At 32.0% G+C, this 15,792-nt stretch carries 14 protein-coding genes and 1 other RNA gene; 9 read left to right on the top strand and 6 right to left on the bottom strand.

Annotation, left to right across the window (positions count from 1 at the left end; all coding sequences use genetic code 11):
• The first annotated feature begins 34 nt into the window (after positions 1–34).
• From GM3708_RS14205 to GM3708_RS14180, 6 genes are all read left to right on the top strand, one after another.
• The gene (locus GM3708_RS14205) at positions 35–1,000 is read left to right on the top strand and encodes an aldo/keto reductase (protein WP_066348307.1); all 966 of its coding nucleotides are present in this window, start codon (positions 35–37) and stop codon (positions 998–1,000) included.
• A gap of 392 nt (positions 1,001–1,392) precedes the next feature.
• Positions 1,393–1,938 carry a hypothetical protein gene (locus GM3708_RS14200; protein ID WP_066348305.1) on the top strand — a complete coding sequence of 182 codons (546 nt, stop codon included), beginning with the start codon at positions 1,393–1,395 and terminating at the stop codon, positions 1,936–1,938.
• A 79-nt stretch (positions 1,939–2,017) separates the two neighbouring features.
• Positions 2,018–2,815 carry a fimbria/pilus periplasmic chaperone gene (locus GM3708_RS14195; RefSeq protein WP_066348303.1) on the top strand — a complete coding sequence of 266 codons (798 nt, stop codon included), beginning with the start codon at positions 2,018–2,020 and terminating at the stop codon, positions 2,813–2,815.
• 60 nt (positions 2,816–2,875) lie between these two features.
• Positions 2,876–3,121 (top strand): hypothetical protein, encoded by a 246-nt coding sequence (locus tag GM3708_RS14190; protein WP_066348301.1) that lies wholly within the window; start codon positions 2,876–2,878, stop codon positions 3,119–3,121.
• A 231-nt stretch (positions 3,122–3,352) separates the two neighbouring features.
• Positions 3,353–3,778, top strand: a complete 426-nt coding sequence (locus tag GM3708_RS14185) for a hypothetical protein (RefSeq protein ID WP_066348298.1) — start codon at positions 3,353–3,355, stop codon at positions 3,776–3,778.
• A gap of 5 nt (positions 3,779–3,783) precedes the next feature.
• Positions 3,784–4,182, top strand: a complete 399-nt coding sequence (locus tag GM3708_RS14180) for a hypothetical protein (protein WP_066348295.1) — start codon at positions 3,784–3,786, stop codon at positions 4,180–4,182.
• Between the two features lie 51 nt (positions 4,183–4,233).
• Here the strand turns inward: GM3708_RS14180 and GM3708_RS14175 are convergent, their stop codons facing one another.
• Positions 4,234–4,914: a tetratricopeptide repeat protein gene (locus GM3708_RS14175; RefSeq protein ID WP_231932957.1), complete on the bottom strand. Its 681-nt coding sequence runs from the start codon at positions 4,912–4,914 to the stop codon at positions 4,234–4,236.
• A 145-nt stretch (positions 4,915–5,059) separates the two neighbouring features.
• On the opposite strand from GM3708_RS14175, the gene GM3708_RS14170 reads away from it, so the two are divergent.
• Positions 5,060–7,636, top strand: a complete 2,577-nt coding sequence (locus GM3708_RS14170; protein WP_066348292.1) for a fimbria/pilus outer membrane usher protein — start codon at positions 5,060–5,062, stop codon at positions 7,634–7,636.
• 201 nt (positions 7,637–7,837) lie between these two features.
• Here the strand turns inward: GM3708_RS14170 and GM3708_RS14165 are convergent, their stop codons facing one another.
• The 4 genes from GM3708_RS14165 to GM3708_RS14150 form a co-directional block, all read right to left on the bottom strand.
• The gene (locus GM3708_RS14165; RefSeq protein ID WP_066348290.1) at positions 7,838–10,003 is read right to left on the bottom strand and encodes a transglycosylase SLT domain-containing protein; all 2,166 of its coding nucleotides are present in this window, start codon (positions 10,001–10,003) and stop codon (positions 7,838–7,840) included.
• Between the two features lie 184 nt (positions 10,004–10,187).
• Positions 10,188–10,649, bottom strand: coding sequence for a ribosomal protein S18-alanine N-acetyltransferase (rimI, locus tag GM3708_RS14160; protein WP_066348288.1), 462 nt, complete (start codon positions 10,647–10,649; stop codon positions 10,188–10,190).
• 127 nt (positions 10,650–10,776) lie between these two features.
• Positions 10,777–10,960: non-coding RNA, 6S RNA (gene ssrS / locus GM3708_RS14155), on the bottom strand.
• A gap of 59 nt (positions 10,961–11,019) precedes the next feature.
• Positions 11,020–12,816, bottom strand: coding sequence for a serine/threonine phosphatase (locus tag GM3708_RS14150; protein ID WP_066348281.1), 1,797 nt, complete (start codon positions 12,814–12,816; stop codon positions 11,020–11,022).
• Between the two features lie 238 nt (positions 12,817–13,054).
• Here GM3708_RS14150 and GM3708_RS14145 point away from each other — a divergent pair, with 238 nt between their 5' ends.
• Positions 13,055–14,464 (top strand): nucleoside triphosphate pyrophosphohydrolase, encoded by a 1,410-nt coding sequence (locus GM3708_RS14145; protein WP_066348279.1) that lies wholly within the window; start codon positions 13,055–13,057, stop codon positions 14,462–14,464.
• A 158-nt stretch (positions 14,465–14,622) separates the two neighbouring features.
• Positions 14,623–15,123: an NADPH-dependent FMN reductase gene (locus GM3708_RS14140; protein WP_066348275.1), complete on the top strand. Its 501-nt coding sequence runs from the start codon at positions 14,623–14,625 to the stop codon at positions 15,121–15,123.
• Between the two features lie 16 nt (positions 15,124–15,139).
• Here the strand turns inward: GM3708_RS14140 and GM3708_RS14135 are convergent, their stop codons facing one another.
• Positions 15,140–15,667, bottom strand: a complete 528-nt coding sequence (locus tag GM3708_RS14135) for a hypothetical protein (protein WP_197671668.1) — start codon at positions 15,665–15,667, stop codon at positions 15,140–15,142.
• Positions 15,668–15,792: the final 125 nt, after the last annotated feature.

The following is a 15,792-nucleotide window of genomic DNA, read 5'->3' as shown; positions in this document are numbered from 1 at the left end:
TATGATTGAATTAGATAAAAACTGAGTACGAAAAATGGAAACAAGACAGTTAGGGAACTCTGATTTGTACATTACACCTATAATCATGGGTACATGGCAAGCAGGAAAAAGAATGTGGGTAGGTATTGAAGATACTGATAGCATAAAAGCAATTCGAGAGGCTTTTGAGGTAGGTATTACTACCATTGACACAGCAGAAGTATATGGAGAAGGACATTCAGAAAGAATTGTCAGCCAAGCCTTAAAAGAGGTAAGAGATAAAGTTATTTATGCCACTAAAGTTTTTGCTAATCATATGAAATACGATCAAGTGATCACTGCTTGTCATAATTCTTTGAGCAATTTACAAACAGACTATATTGATTTATATCAAATTCATTGGCCTTCTGGTAGTTGGAAAAGTGAAATTGTACCCATAGAGGAAACGATGAAAGCCTTAAATCAGTTGAAACAAGAGGGTAAAATTAGAGCAATTGGAGTATCTAACTTTTCTTGTCAACAATTAGCAGAAGCTTCAGTTTATGGACAAATTGACAGTATTCAGCCTCCTTATTCTCTTTTTTGGCGTGGAGTGGAAAAAGAAATTCAACCTTATTGTGTTGAACATAATATCTCCATCCTAGCTTATTCATCTTTAGCTCAAGGAATTTTAACAGGAAAATTCGGCAATAATCCTAACTTCCCTGAAGGTGATCATCGCAAAGATCATCGTTTATTTCAATCTCCTCATTGGGAAAGAGTGCAACTTGCTTTAACTAAATTGACTCCCATTGCTCAAGAATATAAATGTACACTTGGACAATTAGCGATCGCTTGGTTAATAAAACAACCAAAAAGTAATGCTATTGTCGGGGCAAGAAATTTGCAACAGGTAAAAGAAAATGCCGAAGCGATAAAGATCAGGTTAACGGAAGAAGATTTAATAAAAATAAGCTCTATTGGCAATGAAGTAACAAAACATTTAGATGATAATCCAGTGATGTGGAATTTTGACAGTTAATTAAATCTGAGTTTGACATAAAATTTTCGATAAAGATGTAAATAAGGTTTGCTGAAAAAGTTTTTTGGTGAGGGTAGCAGAAATACTTATATATAAAAATGTTCATTTTTCTACCCTTAATCTTAGTATTAGTACTTAAGTTCTATCATTTATAAAGTAAGTTTATATATATTTTTTAGATGAAGATGATCCAAAGTAAGTATTACTGAGTCGGTATTTATCTTTAGTAATGATTTTTCGACTTCAGAGAAAGTTGAGTGTTATAACCGATGGTTTTCCCTTGGGCTTTGGTCATAATAAGAGTATAAGAAAAAACAACAAATTCAATCTACTAACCAACGAGCGATACAAACAATACCACCCGCAAGGTTATGTAGAAGGAGGAAAATATTATGTTTACGAAATCTTTAAGTCGAATTGCTTTGGTTTCTGGTTTGATTCTCAGTGCAGGTGCGATCATTCCTCAAGTTGCATTAGCTGATACAATTACCGTTGAGAATAATCCTTATGTAAGTTCGAGTTTTACTCCTGTATCTAATGTATCTATTACTCACACATCAACTAATGGTACGACAACCCATGCTGGGCTTGTAAATACAACAGAAATTGGTACATTAAAAATTGCAGCTAATGGTGAATTTGGGTTTACAGTTAAAGTCAATGGGGCAGCAACGAATACTTCTTCTCTTGTTCATGACACGTTAGACACTTATAAAATTCCATTTAAACTAGGCTATCAAAGTGGTGCTGTTGCTACGTTAACAGATACAGCTACTGCAATGGCAGGAGGTAGTGAAGATTTTAGTACTGATTGTTCTGATGCTGGTGGTTGTGATCGTTCTATCAAAATCGAAGTGGCAAATACTGATCTTATAAGTAAACCATCTGGTACTTATAACGCAACTGTCACTTTTACCGTAACAAATGATGCTAGTTAATTTCTGATAATTAAATATTTTATTGTCATAGAAGTTAACGGATCAAAATGTTTATTGATAGAAATTAGGGGCTAAAAAGATGAAAAGATTTTATAAGATTGGGTTAACTCTTTTCGCAATTATGGGATTGAATTGTTTAACAATTCCTTCTACTTTAGCCCAATCTAGTTTCCTTGTAGTTCCTACTACCGCCAAATTGTCACCTGTGGGAAGTGGTGTTACTAAAACATTTTTAATAGAGAACGTTAGTAAAGAAATTCTAGCGGTAGAAATTTATTGTACTAAACGAGAAATTGATATTGATGGTAACGAATCCCAATCATTAGTTGAAGATGACTTTTTACTTTATCCTCCTCAGATTATACTTAAACCTGGTGAAAGCCAAAGTGTCAGACTTACTTGGGTAGGAGATCCACAACCTCCTCAAGAGTTAGCTTATTGGATGATAACGGCACAAGTACCAATTCCTGTAAAGACGGAAGAAAAACCAGAGACTATTGAACAACAACCATCTCAAGGTATTCGTGTTAATATTTCAGCTCTGTTTAATCATCAAGGAGCAATTTATATTACACCCAGAAATATCAAGTCTAGTCTGGTTTTAGAAAGTGTTAGTCATCGAAAAAATGACGAGGGTAAAGATCAATTAGTTATTCTATTTGAAAATAAAGGAACTGCTCATCAGTTATTAAGAGATGTAGAGATTAAACTTACTTCAAATAATAATCAAAATCAGTCTATTATCCTAACAAAACAACAACTAAATAGTGTTGAGGGTAAAAATATCCTTGCAGGTAATAAACGTCAATTTATCATTCCTTGGCCTCAAGAATTGCCTGTAGGAGAAGTTACCGCTACAGTTGAAATTAATCGTTAAATTACCTAAAAGGAAGAAAACCTAAACATAAAAATTCCTCTAGGGTATTGGAGGTATTTTATGAATATTTCTTTTTTATTTAAAATTCTTTGTTTATTATTAATCACCCTCACCCCATCGGTGGTTTCCGCAGAAAATCCCCCAAACGGGCATAAAAATTCTCCCTCAACGCCACCCAAAACCTTAACCATCAAACCGAACGCCACAGAAGGTTACGCCCAAAAAATGCGTCAAAACCCACCGCCAAAAATAAACGTAAATACCACATATAATATCGAGCATATACCATATCCCCCAACAAATTAAAAAAACATCAATTTTATCGTAGGGGTGCAAGGCTTACACTCGAATTAATTTTGCACCCAAATTAATTAAGCTGAGAGAGCGACAATGAAGCTAAATAGAGGATTCTATAAGGGATTGAACATGGTAATCTGGATAAAGATGAGATGTTTTCAGTTTTTATATTAATAATAATAGAAAAAAGTCATCTATTTAGTAATTGATAGAACACAGTGGCAAAATATTAATATATTGATGGTAAGTTTAGTTTATAATCAACGAGTTATTCCAGTATATTTTACCTTGCTAGATAAAAAAGGAAGCAGTAATTTATTAGGACAAAAACAAGTATTAAAACCAAGTATAAATTTATTTATTGAATATAAAATAATCGTTTTAGGAGATAGAGAATTTTGCTCTGTGGATTTAGCAAAGTGGTTATCATTAGAGAAAGAAGTTTATTTATCTCTACTTTTAAAAAAGAGTGAATATGCCCAGTTAGAAACTGATATATGGTTTCGATTAAGTGAATTAGGTTTATCTCCAGGATTCTCGGTATATTATCGAGGAATAAAAGTTACAAAAATGAAGGAATTTTCAGGAATTAATTTAACAGCAAGTGGAAAAAAAACTATGGTTATAAATTTAGTAAAGAGCCATGGTTTATTCTCACAAATTTAGCAAGTATGTCGGAAACAATCTCCGCTTATTTCAAAAGAATGGGTATAGAAGAAATGTTTAGAGATTTGAAATTAGGAGGATATGATTTAGAGAGCACTAAAGTTGAGAATGAACGACTAATTTCTTTAATTATACGAATAACCTTAGCCTATAGTTATTCAACATTTATAGGAGAAGAAATTAAAAGAAAAGGGATAAGTGAATATTTAGTTCGTCCCACAGAAAAAGGAAGAAGATATAAAAGATATAGTAATTTTTCTATTGGTTTAAATGCCATAAAATGGCTAAGTGAAATCTGCTTTTTCCAAGACCAATTAGAAGAGTTAATCTCTTTATTTCCTCAGAAACAGTTCTATTATCGTCAAGGTATGAGGGCTATTTCCCTTATCCAATCTGCATTATGAGTCCGTTGTCGCCCCCTCAGGGGATTAAATCAAGAGGGCATATGCTATGTGCTACAGGTTTAATTCGGTGATGCGTTCTAATGCTTCTAAATAGTTATTACGATCGCCTTTATTTAGGTATTGTTGGGCGGCTTGAAATAAATCTTTTCTGGCATGATCTAATTCACCTAATTGATAATAAGTTAAGCCTCGATTGTATATCGCATCAATATAATCAGGTTGTAAAACTAAAACAATTTCATAATCTGCGATGGCTTGTTGATAGTTTGTTAATTGAAAATAACTATTTGCTCTGTTATAGTAAGCCTTGTAACGATTCGGATCAACTTCAATAGCACGACTAAAGTCTATTACCGCTTTTTGGTGATTACCTTGTTGGCTGTAAAGATTTCCTCGATTAATATAAGCTGGAACATATAAATTATCTAATCGTAAAGTTTCATTATAGTCTGCGATCGCCTGAGCAGATTTACCTAAACGTTCAAAAGACAAACCACGATTATAATACGCTTCAGGAGAAAGAGAACTTAAACTGATTACTTGAGAAAATAATGTCACTGCTAAAGAATAATTACCAGCTTCTCCTTGATTAACTCCTTTTTCAAATAACATTTCTGCTCTCTCATCAGAAGTTTGACTAATTGCTGTTAAAGAATTAACCTTCTTGACTGAAGAAACGATAGTATGATCAGGATAAATAATTTGAGCCTGTAAAGGTTTGACTATCACCATCGATGATCTCAAGGATAAACATAATAACATCATAGAAAGAATCTGACGACTTAAGAACATTATCCTTACAAAAATATAAAAACTTGATAAAAGTGTTTAGATTATAACTATTTTTCTCATTAATTATTATCATCACGATCACATTATGTATTGGAATCTTTTAATTACTTTAAATTCATTAATTCCCATAGATCATAACGATAACAAGAGAATTATTCCCCTCGCTTCTTTGTCTTTACCAGAAATATCTCAAAATACTGAGCAGGAAATAAAACCCAAAACAGAAACCCCTACAGTAAACGAAAATAGTGATGAAATCTTTGAGAGAGTTTTTAAACGCCCTAAGCCAACAGGAGTGCAACGGGTTATCGTACCTTTTTATATTAATGATTTAGATCAGGGACAAATTATTATTTTTGTTTCTTTAGGGGGTAGTAGTAATTTACAAATTACAGGGGATACTTTCTTAAAAAAGACGGCACAATATGCTCGTCCTGATATTCAAAGCCGTCTCGAAGGTTTAGTAGATCAAAGTGGTAATTTAACCCTTACGGCATTACAATCCACAGGACTAGATGCTACTTTTAATGAACGATCGCTAGAATTACGGGTGCAAATCCCCCCAAATCTTCGTAAAACCATTGTTTATGGATCAGGAAATTCTCGTATTCCCAAAGAAGCCGCTAATGCTCTAAAACCTAGTAATCTTAGTGCCTTTATTAATTTAAGAGGAAATCAATTTTATGCGTGGGATGGTACAAATATCTCAAATTTAGGGCGACAACCTTTTAACCTAGGATTAGATGGGGCAATTAATTATCAAGGATGGGTTTTAGAAGGAAGTGGTAGTTTTATCGAAAGCAGTAATACACCGTGGACTAGAGCTGATATTCGTTTAGTGAAAGATGATCCACAGCGTGGTATTCGTTACGTCATGGGCGATTTATTTAGTTCAACACGAGGTTATCAAAGTTTTATACCCATGGCAGGAATAGGTGTTATTCGCAATTTTTCCCTACAACCTTATCTATCAACTTTACCTACAGGACAATTTGAGTTTTTTTTAGAACGTCCTTCACGGGTGGAAATTTTTGTCAATGGCTTACTGCGACAAACTTTGCAACTTCCAGCAGGTCCTCAAGACATTCGTAATTTTTCCCTTAATACAGGTTTAAATAATGTCACATTACAGATTACTGACAATACAGGACAAACTCGAAATCTATCCTTTGCTCTTCCCCTAGCTTCCGATTTATTAGACGTAGGATTACAACAATTTGCTTTCGGTTTAGGTATTCCTTCTTATAGTCAAAACAGCACCAGAAGTTATGACACCAGCAAACCGATTTTAGTAGGTTTCTATCGACAGGGTATTACACCAACTCTTACCCTTGGAGGCTATTTTCAACTAGCAGGAGTGCAACAAATTATCGGCACAGAAGGCACATTAGCAACTTCCTTGGGTAATATTGGTTGGGATATGGCGTTAAGCAGTAATCCTATTGGGTTCGATCATGCTTTTCGATTACGTTATCAATATTTAGCATTAGGAGGCAATCAGACAAAATTACCAACTTTTGGCTTTGAGGTAGAATATTTAGGTCCTTATTTTCAACGTTTTGGTAATCTCAGTATTGGCAATCCTTTAAATATTTTCAGCGATTCAACTAATAATGTAGCGTGGAATTTTGGTTTTAATTATAGTCAAACTTTATTTAATGGTTTAGGAATTAATCTTAATTTAGGTTATCAAATTGGTAGTTTAAACCAGCCGAATGCTTACCGTATGGCATTAGGTATTAATCAAAATTTGGGCAATAGTTTTCAGTTAAATCTTACTCTCAATAACCGTCAAGAACAATCAGGCACAAGAGAAACTCAATTTTTATTTAATTTATTACGAACCTCATCACTACAATCTCTTACACTTAGAAACGATGTGAGTAGTCAAAGAGAACAAATTAGTGAAATAACATGGAACATAAGAAGCCCAGCACCTTACAATAGTATTAATACGACCATTGGCTTGAGAAATAATCCATCACCGAGTTATGTTGGTGCAAGATTAGGGCTAGATTATCGAGGTTTTTTTGGTACGATGAATCTTAATCACGATTATGATCAATCCCGTCAAGGAACAAATTTAAGTTTTGGTACGGCTTTTGTTTATGCTGATGGACGTTTTGGTTGGACTCGCCCTGTTAATGATAGTTTTGTAATGGTTGCCCGTAACGATAATTTTGCCAATCAATTAGTGGGAGTAAATCCTAATTTATATGGTTATGTAGCTCAAACCAGTTTTTTTGGTCCTGCGGTTGTACCTGATTTAAGTTCTTATACGGTGACAAATATTCGAGTCGATGCACCAAATATGCCTTTGGGTTATGATTTGGGCAATACAATTTTCAGTCTTTTACCTAGTTATAAAAGCGGTACTGTTGTTGTTGTCGGCACTGAAGCCACAGTTTTTTTAAAGGGAGTGCTTAAAAATAGTGCTGGTGATGTGATCGCCTTACAAAGTGGTGAAATAACATCACTATCTGATGCTAATTGGACACCTGTCACCTTGTTTACGAATAAAGTAGGTAAATTTGCTTTACTAGGTTTAAAACCCGGACGTTACGAATTAAAATTATTTACAGATCCACCTCAATCGAAGATTTTTGAAATTCCTGCTGATAAAACAGGTATTTATGATTTAGGAAATTTAATACTTCCCTAATCGACACCTCAGTTTACCTGAGTTTGATATAAAATTATTGGTGAGAACTGACTTGGAAGACAGGCAGACAGGCAGATTATATTTTTTGTGAATCAATAAAATTCTCTCAAAAGTGCATCGAATATTGAGAAGTTTTCTTCCATTCTACTTGTCCACCTGTCTCGTCTTCACCATTTCTCTTGTGTCGAACTCAGGTTAGAATTAAGGTTGTTTTTTATCTTCTATTTGAGGTTGGTATAATTCAACATAATTCCAGTAATTACCAAAAACTGACTCAATATAACCTTTAGTTTCTGGAAAAGGAATATTTTCGACAAACTCATCAAAATCATTTAAACTATAGCGTTGTAACCAGTTGGCAACATTTCCAGGTCCTGCATTATAACTGGCAACTGCTAGTAAGGAATTACCATTATAAGTTTCATGAGTATGATTCAAATACCACGTTCCCATCTGAATATTATCATTAGGATCAGTTAGAGAGTATTTTTTGACGTTGATTTGTGGTGCAATCCATTCTCCAGTCTCCGGCATAATCTGCATTAAACCTGTCGCACCAACAGGGGATTTAATTTCTTTCTCAAATCGTGATTCTTGGCGAATAAGAGACACTACTAAAAATGGATTTAGCTTTCTTTCTGTTGACCATTTTACGATTAAATCCTCATAGTGAAAGGGAAATAAGCCATGCCAATATTCTGGACTATTTCTTAATATTTGCCATTCTCGATAATCTTCAGGATTGTCTCGACGATTTTTTAAATCCCAAATAGTATTAATTCCTTGTAAATTTTCTCCTTGAATTTGCTTTATTAATCCTTGAATAAATTGTTCTGATACCGTAATAGTTGGTTTATTACCTACTTCCCCTCTAAATAAATCAATAGCTTCTTGATTTTCTCCTAACAAAAATAACTCTTTAAACATATTAGAACCTGTAGGAGGAATGGGTCTAGTTTGAGGAGTTTCTACTTTTAATGGTAAATTCCGAATAGTAGTAAAATCACCCACATCTTTCCCCAGTCTTACAGCCGATCTCCAAGCATAATATGAGTGAGGGTATCTTTCTAATACAAATTGAAAAGCCTTTTGAGCCTCCTGTTTTTGCCCTAATTTTTCTGCCCATTTACCTACCCAAAAAGCGGCTTTTGGTGCAACATCACTATCAGGATTATCAACACTAATTTGTTGTGCCCATTGCCAAGCAGATACAAGGTTATTATTTTTTGCGAATTCTTGAGCTATTTGCCAACGAGAATCCGCCGCTTCGTTAGAATTGGGATATTGTTGTAATAATTGATCTCTAGTTTGAGTTGCTTCGGAAAATCTACCCAAAAGAGTTAAAATGGTTGCTTTTTGATTTAAGGCTTTTGATGCTTCTTGGGGAAATTTTTTATCAACTTTATTAAGATAAGATATAGCTTCATCTCCTTGAGTCATAGTCGCTAATCGTCTTAAGGCTAAACCCGTATCAGGTGCATCGGGAAATTGATTAACTAATTTCAGATAAAAACTTTTTGCTTCGGTTTTTTTGTTAGATACCTGATAACCTCTGGCAATACGATACAAATTTTCGGGAGTAGATGTACCTTTTTGATAGGCTTGAGCGGCTTGTAAATAATTGCCATTTTGCCAGTAATTATTAGCAATAATATCCCATTCAATAGGCTTTAATTCTTTACTAAATTCTTTCACTAATCGATCTAAAATGGGTTTAGTTTGAGGTGATAAATCATAGGTTGCTAACAATAATAATAAATCTTTTTGTTTAGGATTTTTTTCTAATAATTTACGTGTAATTTCATGAGTTCGGGGGTATTGAGGAAATTTTTGTATAGCTTTTTGCCAGTATTGTGGATCATAATTACCTAGTTTATAATAAGCTTCTGCTGTTACTAATTCTTCTGGAAATTCTGTGATTAATTGTTGCCAAATTTCTTGGGCTTTTTTGGTGTCATTTGTTAGCTCATAAGCACGTCCTTCTCTTAATAAAATATAAGGTGCTAATATAGGATATTCTTTATCTAAATTTTTGAGATAATTTAAGGCTTTTGCACCGTCAAAATCACCTCTTAATATATCTGATGCTAATAAAAATCTTGCTCTACTTCTGTCTAAGGACGGTTTCTCTTGATTGGCGATCGCCTCTAAAGCAGTTTGTCGTTCTTTAGGGTAAATATCAGCTAAGGGTAAAACCTCAGAAGGTGCATCAAGTCTATATTCTGGCTTTTCTTGAAAAGGAGAAATTGTAACTTCATCTAGCATTTTAATTAACTTTGGAGTTAATAATGTTGCACCGACAAGTCCAATAATTAGAATAAAAAGAGTTGATAGAGGAATGAGATTCTTAATGTTTTTAATTTTCATCTACTTATGAGTCTTTATTATTAACAATTCCGATGAGACTATACTTGGTATTAGATGAGTTTCAGGAAAATATTTTATTAATAGTTTTATTATCATACCAGTTTTACTCTCTATAAAAATTGTGAGATTTCTGAAAACAATTGTTTTTTGAATCACATCATAACAATTAATAAATAAAAATAGACTAAATTTTTTTCCACAAAATTAAAGCATCCTCTCCTGTTTTTTTATAATATTTTTTACGTCTTCCTGCTTCTTTAAATCCAAATTTTCGATATAAATTTAAGGCTTTATGATTATTTTCTCCTACTTCTAAAGTAGCTCTTTCTAAGTTTTTATTTCCCGCTTCTTCTAATAATTTACCTAATAATAATTTACTTAAGCCTTGCCCTTGAAAATCAGGATGTATCGCCAGAATAGTTATATGTGCTTCTTCAAGAATTGACCAAAAACAACTTAAACCAATTACTTTTTCATTTTCATCGATATTGACGGTAAGAATTAATAAAAAACTATTAGGGCTTTCAATTTCTCGTTTATAACCATCTAAACTCCATAAACCTCCAAAACAAAGTTCATCCAATTCTAATACTTGAGTTAGTTCTTTTTCTGTCAGAGTTTTAATATTTATTTTTTCTAAAATCATTATTAAACTAATTTTTAATCAAAAAATATGTATCGATTTTTTAATCTTTCATTCTCGACTTTAATTTTCTTGGTTGATAGATTTATCACGATTAAAATTTTATTAGTCATGAGTTATATCTCATTAATGATGAACCACTACGCCGTTTTACCTCAGTTTATGACCTGGAAAACCAGGTGGACACCAACGTTTCTGCGTTCGTTTCCGAGTACAAAAGCTCGGTTTACTGCTACAAGAACTCTGTTAGTTTCCTTATAACTCAAGTATAGATCAAAAAACTTGATTGGCAGTCACCAACGTAGTAGCTTATTTAATAACCATGATAATGATTTACGGATTTTTGTGCAACAATTTTTCAACGGATAAATGTTTAGAAAATTGGGTTTTGATGTTCTAAGTTAGGCTGTACTTTAATGCGAATTAAAATACAGGTAATGTTATCATGACCGTTGAATTGGTTGCCCAGATCGATAATTTGACTAATTCCTTCTTCAATATTGGCTTTAGAACTAATTAAAGGTAAAAGAGCGGTTTCCCAGTGATTTTCTAACAAATCATTATCAGATAAACCATCAGAACACATTAGTAACAAGGTATCTTCTTTAATATCTAAATATTTAATATCAGGATGAACAAAAGCATCATCTCGTGGACCTAATGCTTGAGTTAATTGATATGCGTCAGGTCTAGCAAACGCAATATCTGATTCTACACCTTGCTTAATTTCTGATTGTGCCACAGAATGATCCGTTGTTAGTTGTTCTAATCCCCATTTTCGGGTAACTCGATAAATTCGACTGTCTCCGACATGGGCGATGACAACTTTTGTATCTTGTACAAGAGTTAATAGTAATGTTGTTCCCATTCTACCTGAGCCTGTTTGCCCTTTATCCATATTAGCGGAGTAAATCGCTTGATTTGCCTGAAGGATACCTTCTCTAATAATTTCGGTTTCTGGAAGTTCATCAGTCCAATGATCTTGAAAATAACGATAAATATTTTTTACAGCCATGGCACTGGCTACTTCTCCCGCCGCATGACCCCCCATACCATCACACACAATAAACAAGCCTTTACCTTCATAATAAATGCCTTGAGGACTTTCTTTTTTTCTAATGTAGGTGTCAATGGCAAAACAATCTTCATTATGTCCTCTTTTTCTTCCAATATCACTTAAACCAACATTTGCAAGACTTAAAAGCCTCATTGGAAGGACAATGGTAGGTTGATCATCTCCATCAGAATTATTAATCTGAGTAGCTTCTTGATCTTCTGATTCTTCGTAGTCAAATTGACCTGCTAAGGCGTTTAATTCTTCTTCTCCCGGAATAAAAATGACTTCTTCTCCTTCTTCTTTTGCTTGTTGTTCTAAAATTGATTCAATTTCAATTTCTTGAATAATGACTTGTATCTCTGAGCGTAATTGTTTAATATCATCAATATCTCCAGATTCAATTTTAATCATTAAATCAGCAATAATAGATTGATAATCTCCTTTTAAATCTTCCAATAAATAAGCCCATGTTTGTACTAATTCTCTTAACAAAGGTGGATCATGAGGATTATCTAAATAAATTTTCTCGATAATTAGCGTACCGTCTTGAGCTACTTTTAAGTTATTTAATTTTAATAAAGTTTGGCAACAATCAATTTTAGTAAAACTTTTCCATAGTTTTGAGGTTTTTTGTAAATATTCTAAAACTTGTCCTACTTCAAGGTGGGTTATTTTCAGATAATCTTCTAATGTTTGATAGTTTTGATAATTACTAATAATCACTAATTCTTGATTATGTTCTGAGTCTTCCCAGCCGTCAAATAATTCTGGGATGGTAGGATTATACTCAGTTAGTGTTAGATAAGTGAAGGCTAAATCTGGTACACCAACTGATTTTAAATTTTCACGATCAAAACTTTCCACTAAATCTAAATTTTCATCTAAAATTCCCCTTTGGGTTGGGTTACTATCTTTAATTTCTAAAGAAAAAAATTGGCGATCGCCCACAATAAGAAATGGGGATAAAGTATTGTCAGAAAGAGGACTGGTTAATGAATATCGATGAGGAGAATCTTTTTCTGAGAATACAAAAGGAATATGAGGTAATTGAGAAACGGCACAACTAATAATACATTGATAAACTTGTGGTGTTAAATTATTATCTATTGACATATTTATAAACCTGATTACTTATAATTAAATATTATAATTAGACTATATTGAAACAAATTGACAATGGAGAATCTCTAGTATCAACTTTGAGAGAATTAAAAAGATAACTTCATTAGATAATTAAATTCTCACGATTCATATAGGATAGCTATATAAAGAGAACTTTAATAAAGAGAACTTAACAAAATGTATAAGAATCTATCTAAATAAGATCTTTATTTTTATTATATTTCAAATTATGAATGAATATCAAAAATTAATTAGAGATAAAATTCCTCAGATTATTAACTCAACGAATAAAAAATGTCAAGTAAAAAGATTGTCTAATTCTGAATATAAACAGGCTTTAAAATATAAATTGATAGAAGAATCAAAAGAAGTCTTTTTTGCCAATCCAGATGATTTATCAGAAGAAATTGCAGATATTTACGAAGTAATAGAGACTTTAATTAAAACCTATAAATTAAATAAAAAAGATATTCTCAAAAAACAAAAAGAGAAACAAAAGTTAAAAGGAAAATTTAACAAAAAATATTTATTATTATCAATAGATTCTTTAGAAACTAAGACTCAAAGTTTAACCATCTTAGAGCAAAATATTTTAAAACAAGGGAGATTTTTTTTAGAAGAAGAAGTATTATTAACAGCGAATATTATAGATAGAGATAGTAATATTCTTAAAGAAACTTTTTTGAAAATGAATCAAGCTAATGCTTCTTTTTTTCAACTAAAATTATCATCAAATTATGGTGGTGTTGAAATTAGTAATTTAGGCTTTTATTCATGGCAAATAATGATAACAAAGTATTCTGGAGCATTATCATTTTTACAAGCTCAACATCAAAGTGCAATCTCAATGTTAAATAAAAGTACAAATAAAATTATAAAAGAAAAATATTTACAAAAAATAATCCTTAACAATCAATTTTGTGGTGTCGGTTTTTCTCATTTAAGAAGACAAGGAAAACCATTATTAATAGCAAATCCTACCGAAAAAGGTTATGAATTAACAGGAGTAGTACCTTGGATTACGGGATACAATATCTTTGCTTATTTTATTATTGGTGCAGTTTTACCCGATGGACGAGAATTATATGGTGTTGTACCTTTTCAAAATTATGATAACTTAACTTTTAGCGTTCCGATGAAACTTAGTGCGATGAATAGTACGAATACTGTTACAGCTACACTCAATCATTGGTTTTTATCCTCCGAAGATGTTGTTATGATTAATCCTCATCAATCTATTCATCAAAAAGATCAAGAAAATATTTTACATCATGGGTTTTTTGCTTTAGGATGTAGTTTTGCTGGATTAAGAGTTATCAAAAATAATTATCAAAAAATTAATTTATCAAATATTAAAGAAAGTTATTTAAAATTAAAGACCGAGACAGAGAATTTACAACAAAAAATGTTAGATGTCGTTATTTCACCCCATGATAACTTTGAAGAAAAATTGAATTTAAGAATACAAGCTATTAGCTTAGCTTATCGTTGTGCCATCGCTGCTATTGTTAGTTCTAAAGGTGAAAGTAATCAAGAATATCATGATGCTAATAGAATTTATCGTGAAGCTTTAGTTTATAGTGTTTCTGGGCAAACAACCTCTGTTTTAAATCGTTCTTTAGAAACCTTAATGATATAACTTTTTGTTGTAAATCTCACCATTTTGATACAATGAAACCGGAACAAAAAATTTATATCATAAAAATATAAAATTTTTTTTATTCACCCACAAAAGTTACGATAAATAAATTAAATATATTTTAGCTTCATATTTTAAATTTACGTCAAATATATAGTATGAGAATATCAATCATTGTCGCTAGTAATAATCATAATCTGGCATTAGCACACCAACTTAGCAAAATTGCACTACAGATAGGGCAATCAACCCAAATTATTGATTTAGTAGAAGAAGATTTGCCTCTTTATACTCCTAAACTTCAAGCTGAATATGGTATTCCTTCTAAAGTAAAACAATTAGCTGACACTTTAATTAATACCGAAGCTATGATTTTTATCGCTCCTGAATATAACGGTAGCATTCCTCCTACTTTAAATAATTTCCTCGCTTGGTTAAGCGTCAGTGGTGATGATTGGCGAGGTTGTTTTAATGGAAAACCAGCAATTATAGCTACCTATAGTGGTGGTGGTGGACAATATGTTTTATTAGCGATGAGAACTCAATTGTCATATATTGGAATGAACGTTATTGGAAGACAAATTCTGACTAACAAGAATAAACCTTTAAATGAAGATTCTGCCAAAGAAGTTATAAAACAATTGATTAATTTTTGTTGATTATATTAAAACTTAGTTACATTTCTAGGTCAAAAATTGGTTGAGTTATTTGTTCAATTACAGGGATAATGTTTTCAACGTCACCTAACGATAACATCAAACAAGGATAAACAGCTTGATTCCATAATGGATGAATTATTCCACATTGATTTGATTTTACCCTTAATGAAGGTAAATATCGTAGGATTAATTGTTGAATGCTAAATATTTGTTTTCCTTTAGTAGAATATTGAGGAGTACCATTTTTTGGACAGATAATTTCTGATAAAATTCCTTGTTTTTGACAAAGAGAATAAAATTGATAACCTAATTGATTAAACTTTAATAATAATCTGTCTTTTTCTAATTGTTCTTGGATTAAATCACTACCATCTAAAGAATATTTACACTCAAAGAATAGAAAAATTATTGTTTTAGGATATGTTTTCCAATCAGGTAATAATTTATCTATATGGTTTATTATATACTCGTTGTTGTCAAAATTTAGATGTTTAATCTCTATTTCACATTTTAATTGTGTTTCTAAATCTCTAAAAATAGTCAAAGTAAAAAAAATTTTGTAACGTTAATATCAGTTTATTTTACTTTATCTCTACTAAACTTCATCAGCATATTTAACATTTGGCACAATAGACAATTAAAGTTTGATAAAAAAGTGCTAGTGATGAC

It is taken from the genome of Geminocystis sp. NIES-3708 (assembly GCF_001548095.1).
In the GTDB taxonomy this organism is placed as follows: domain Bacteria; phylum Cyanobacteriota; class Cyanobacteriia; order Cyanobacteriales; family Cyanobacteriaceae; genus Geminocystis.
Note: the sequence above shows the minus strand (reverse complement) of the source record. Positions and strands in the feature narration are given on the sequence as shown.

Excerpts from the sequence above, each read along its gene's own strand:
- GM3708_RS14205 (WP_066348307.1), top strand. The coding sequence starts at position 35 with ATGGAAACAAGACAGTTAGGGAACTCTGATTTGTACATTACACCTATA.
- GM3708_RS14200 (WP_066348305.1), top strand. The coding sequence starts at position 1,393 with ATGTTTACGAAATCTTTAAGTCGAATTGCTTTGGTTTCTGGTTTGATT.
- GM3708_RS14195 (WP_066348303.1), top strand. The coding sequence starts at position 2,018 with ATGAAAAGATTTTATAAGATTGGGTTAACTCTTTTCGCAATTATGGGA.
- GM3708_RS14190 (WP_066348301.1), top strand. The coding sequence starts at position 2,876 with ATGAATATTTCTTTTTTATTTAAAATTCTTTGTTTATTATTAATCACC.
- GM3708_RS14185 (WP_066348298.1), top strand. The coding sequence starts at position 3,353 with ATGGTAAGTTTAGTTTATAATCAACGAGTTATTCCAGTATATTTTACC.
- GM3708_RS14180 (WP_066348295.1), top strand. The coding sequence starts at position 3,784 with ATGTCGGAAACAATCTCCGCTTATTTCAAAAGAATGGGTATAGAAGAA.
- GM3708_RS14175 (WP_231932957.1), bottom strand. The coding sequence starts at position 4,914 with ATGGTGATAGTCAAACCTTTACAGGCTCAAATTATTTATCCTGATCAT.
- GM3708_RS14170 (WP_066348292.1), top strand. The coding sequence starts at position 5,060 with ATGTATTGGAATCTTTTAATTACTTTAAATTCATTAATTCCCATAGAT.
- GM3708_RS14165 (WP_066348290.1), bottom strand. The coding sequence starts at position 10,003 with ATGAAAATTAAAAACATTAAGAATCTCATTCCTCTATCAACTCTTTTT.
- rimI (WP_066348288.1), bottom strand. The coding sequence starts at position 10,649 with ATGATTTTAGAAAAAATAAATATTAAAACTCTGACAGAAAAAGAACTA.
- GM3708_RS14150 (WP_066348281.1), bottom strand. The coding sequence starts at position 12,816 with ATGTCAATAGATAATAATTTAACACCACAAGTTTATCAATGTATTATT.
- GM3708_RS14145 (WP_066348279.1), top strand. The coding sequence starts at position 13,055 with ATGAATGAATATCAAAAATTAATTAGAGATAAAATTCCTCAGATTATT.
- GM3708_RS14140 (WP_066348275.1), top strand. The coding sequence starts at position 14,623 with ATGAGAATATCAATCATTGTCGCTAGTAATAATCATAATCTGGCATTA.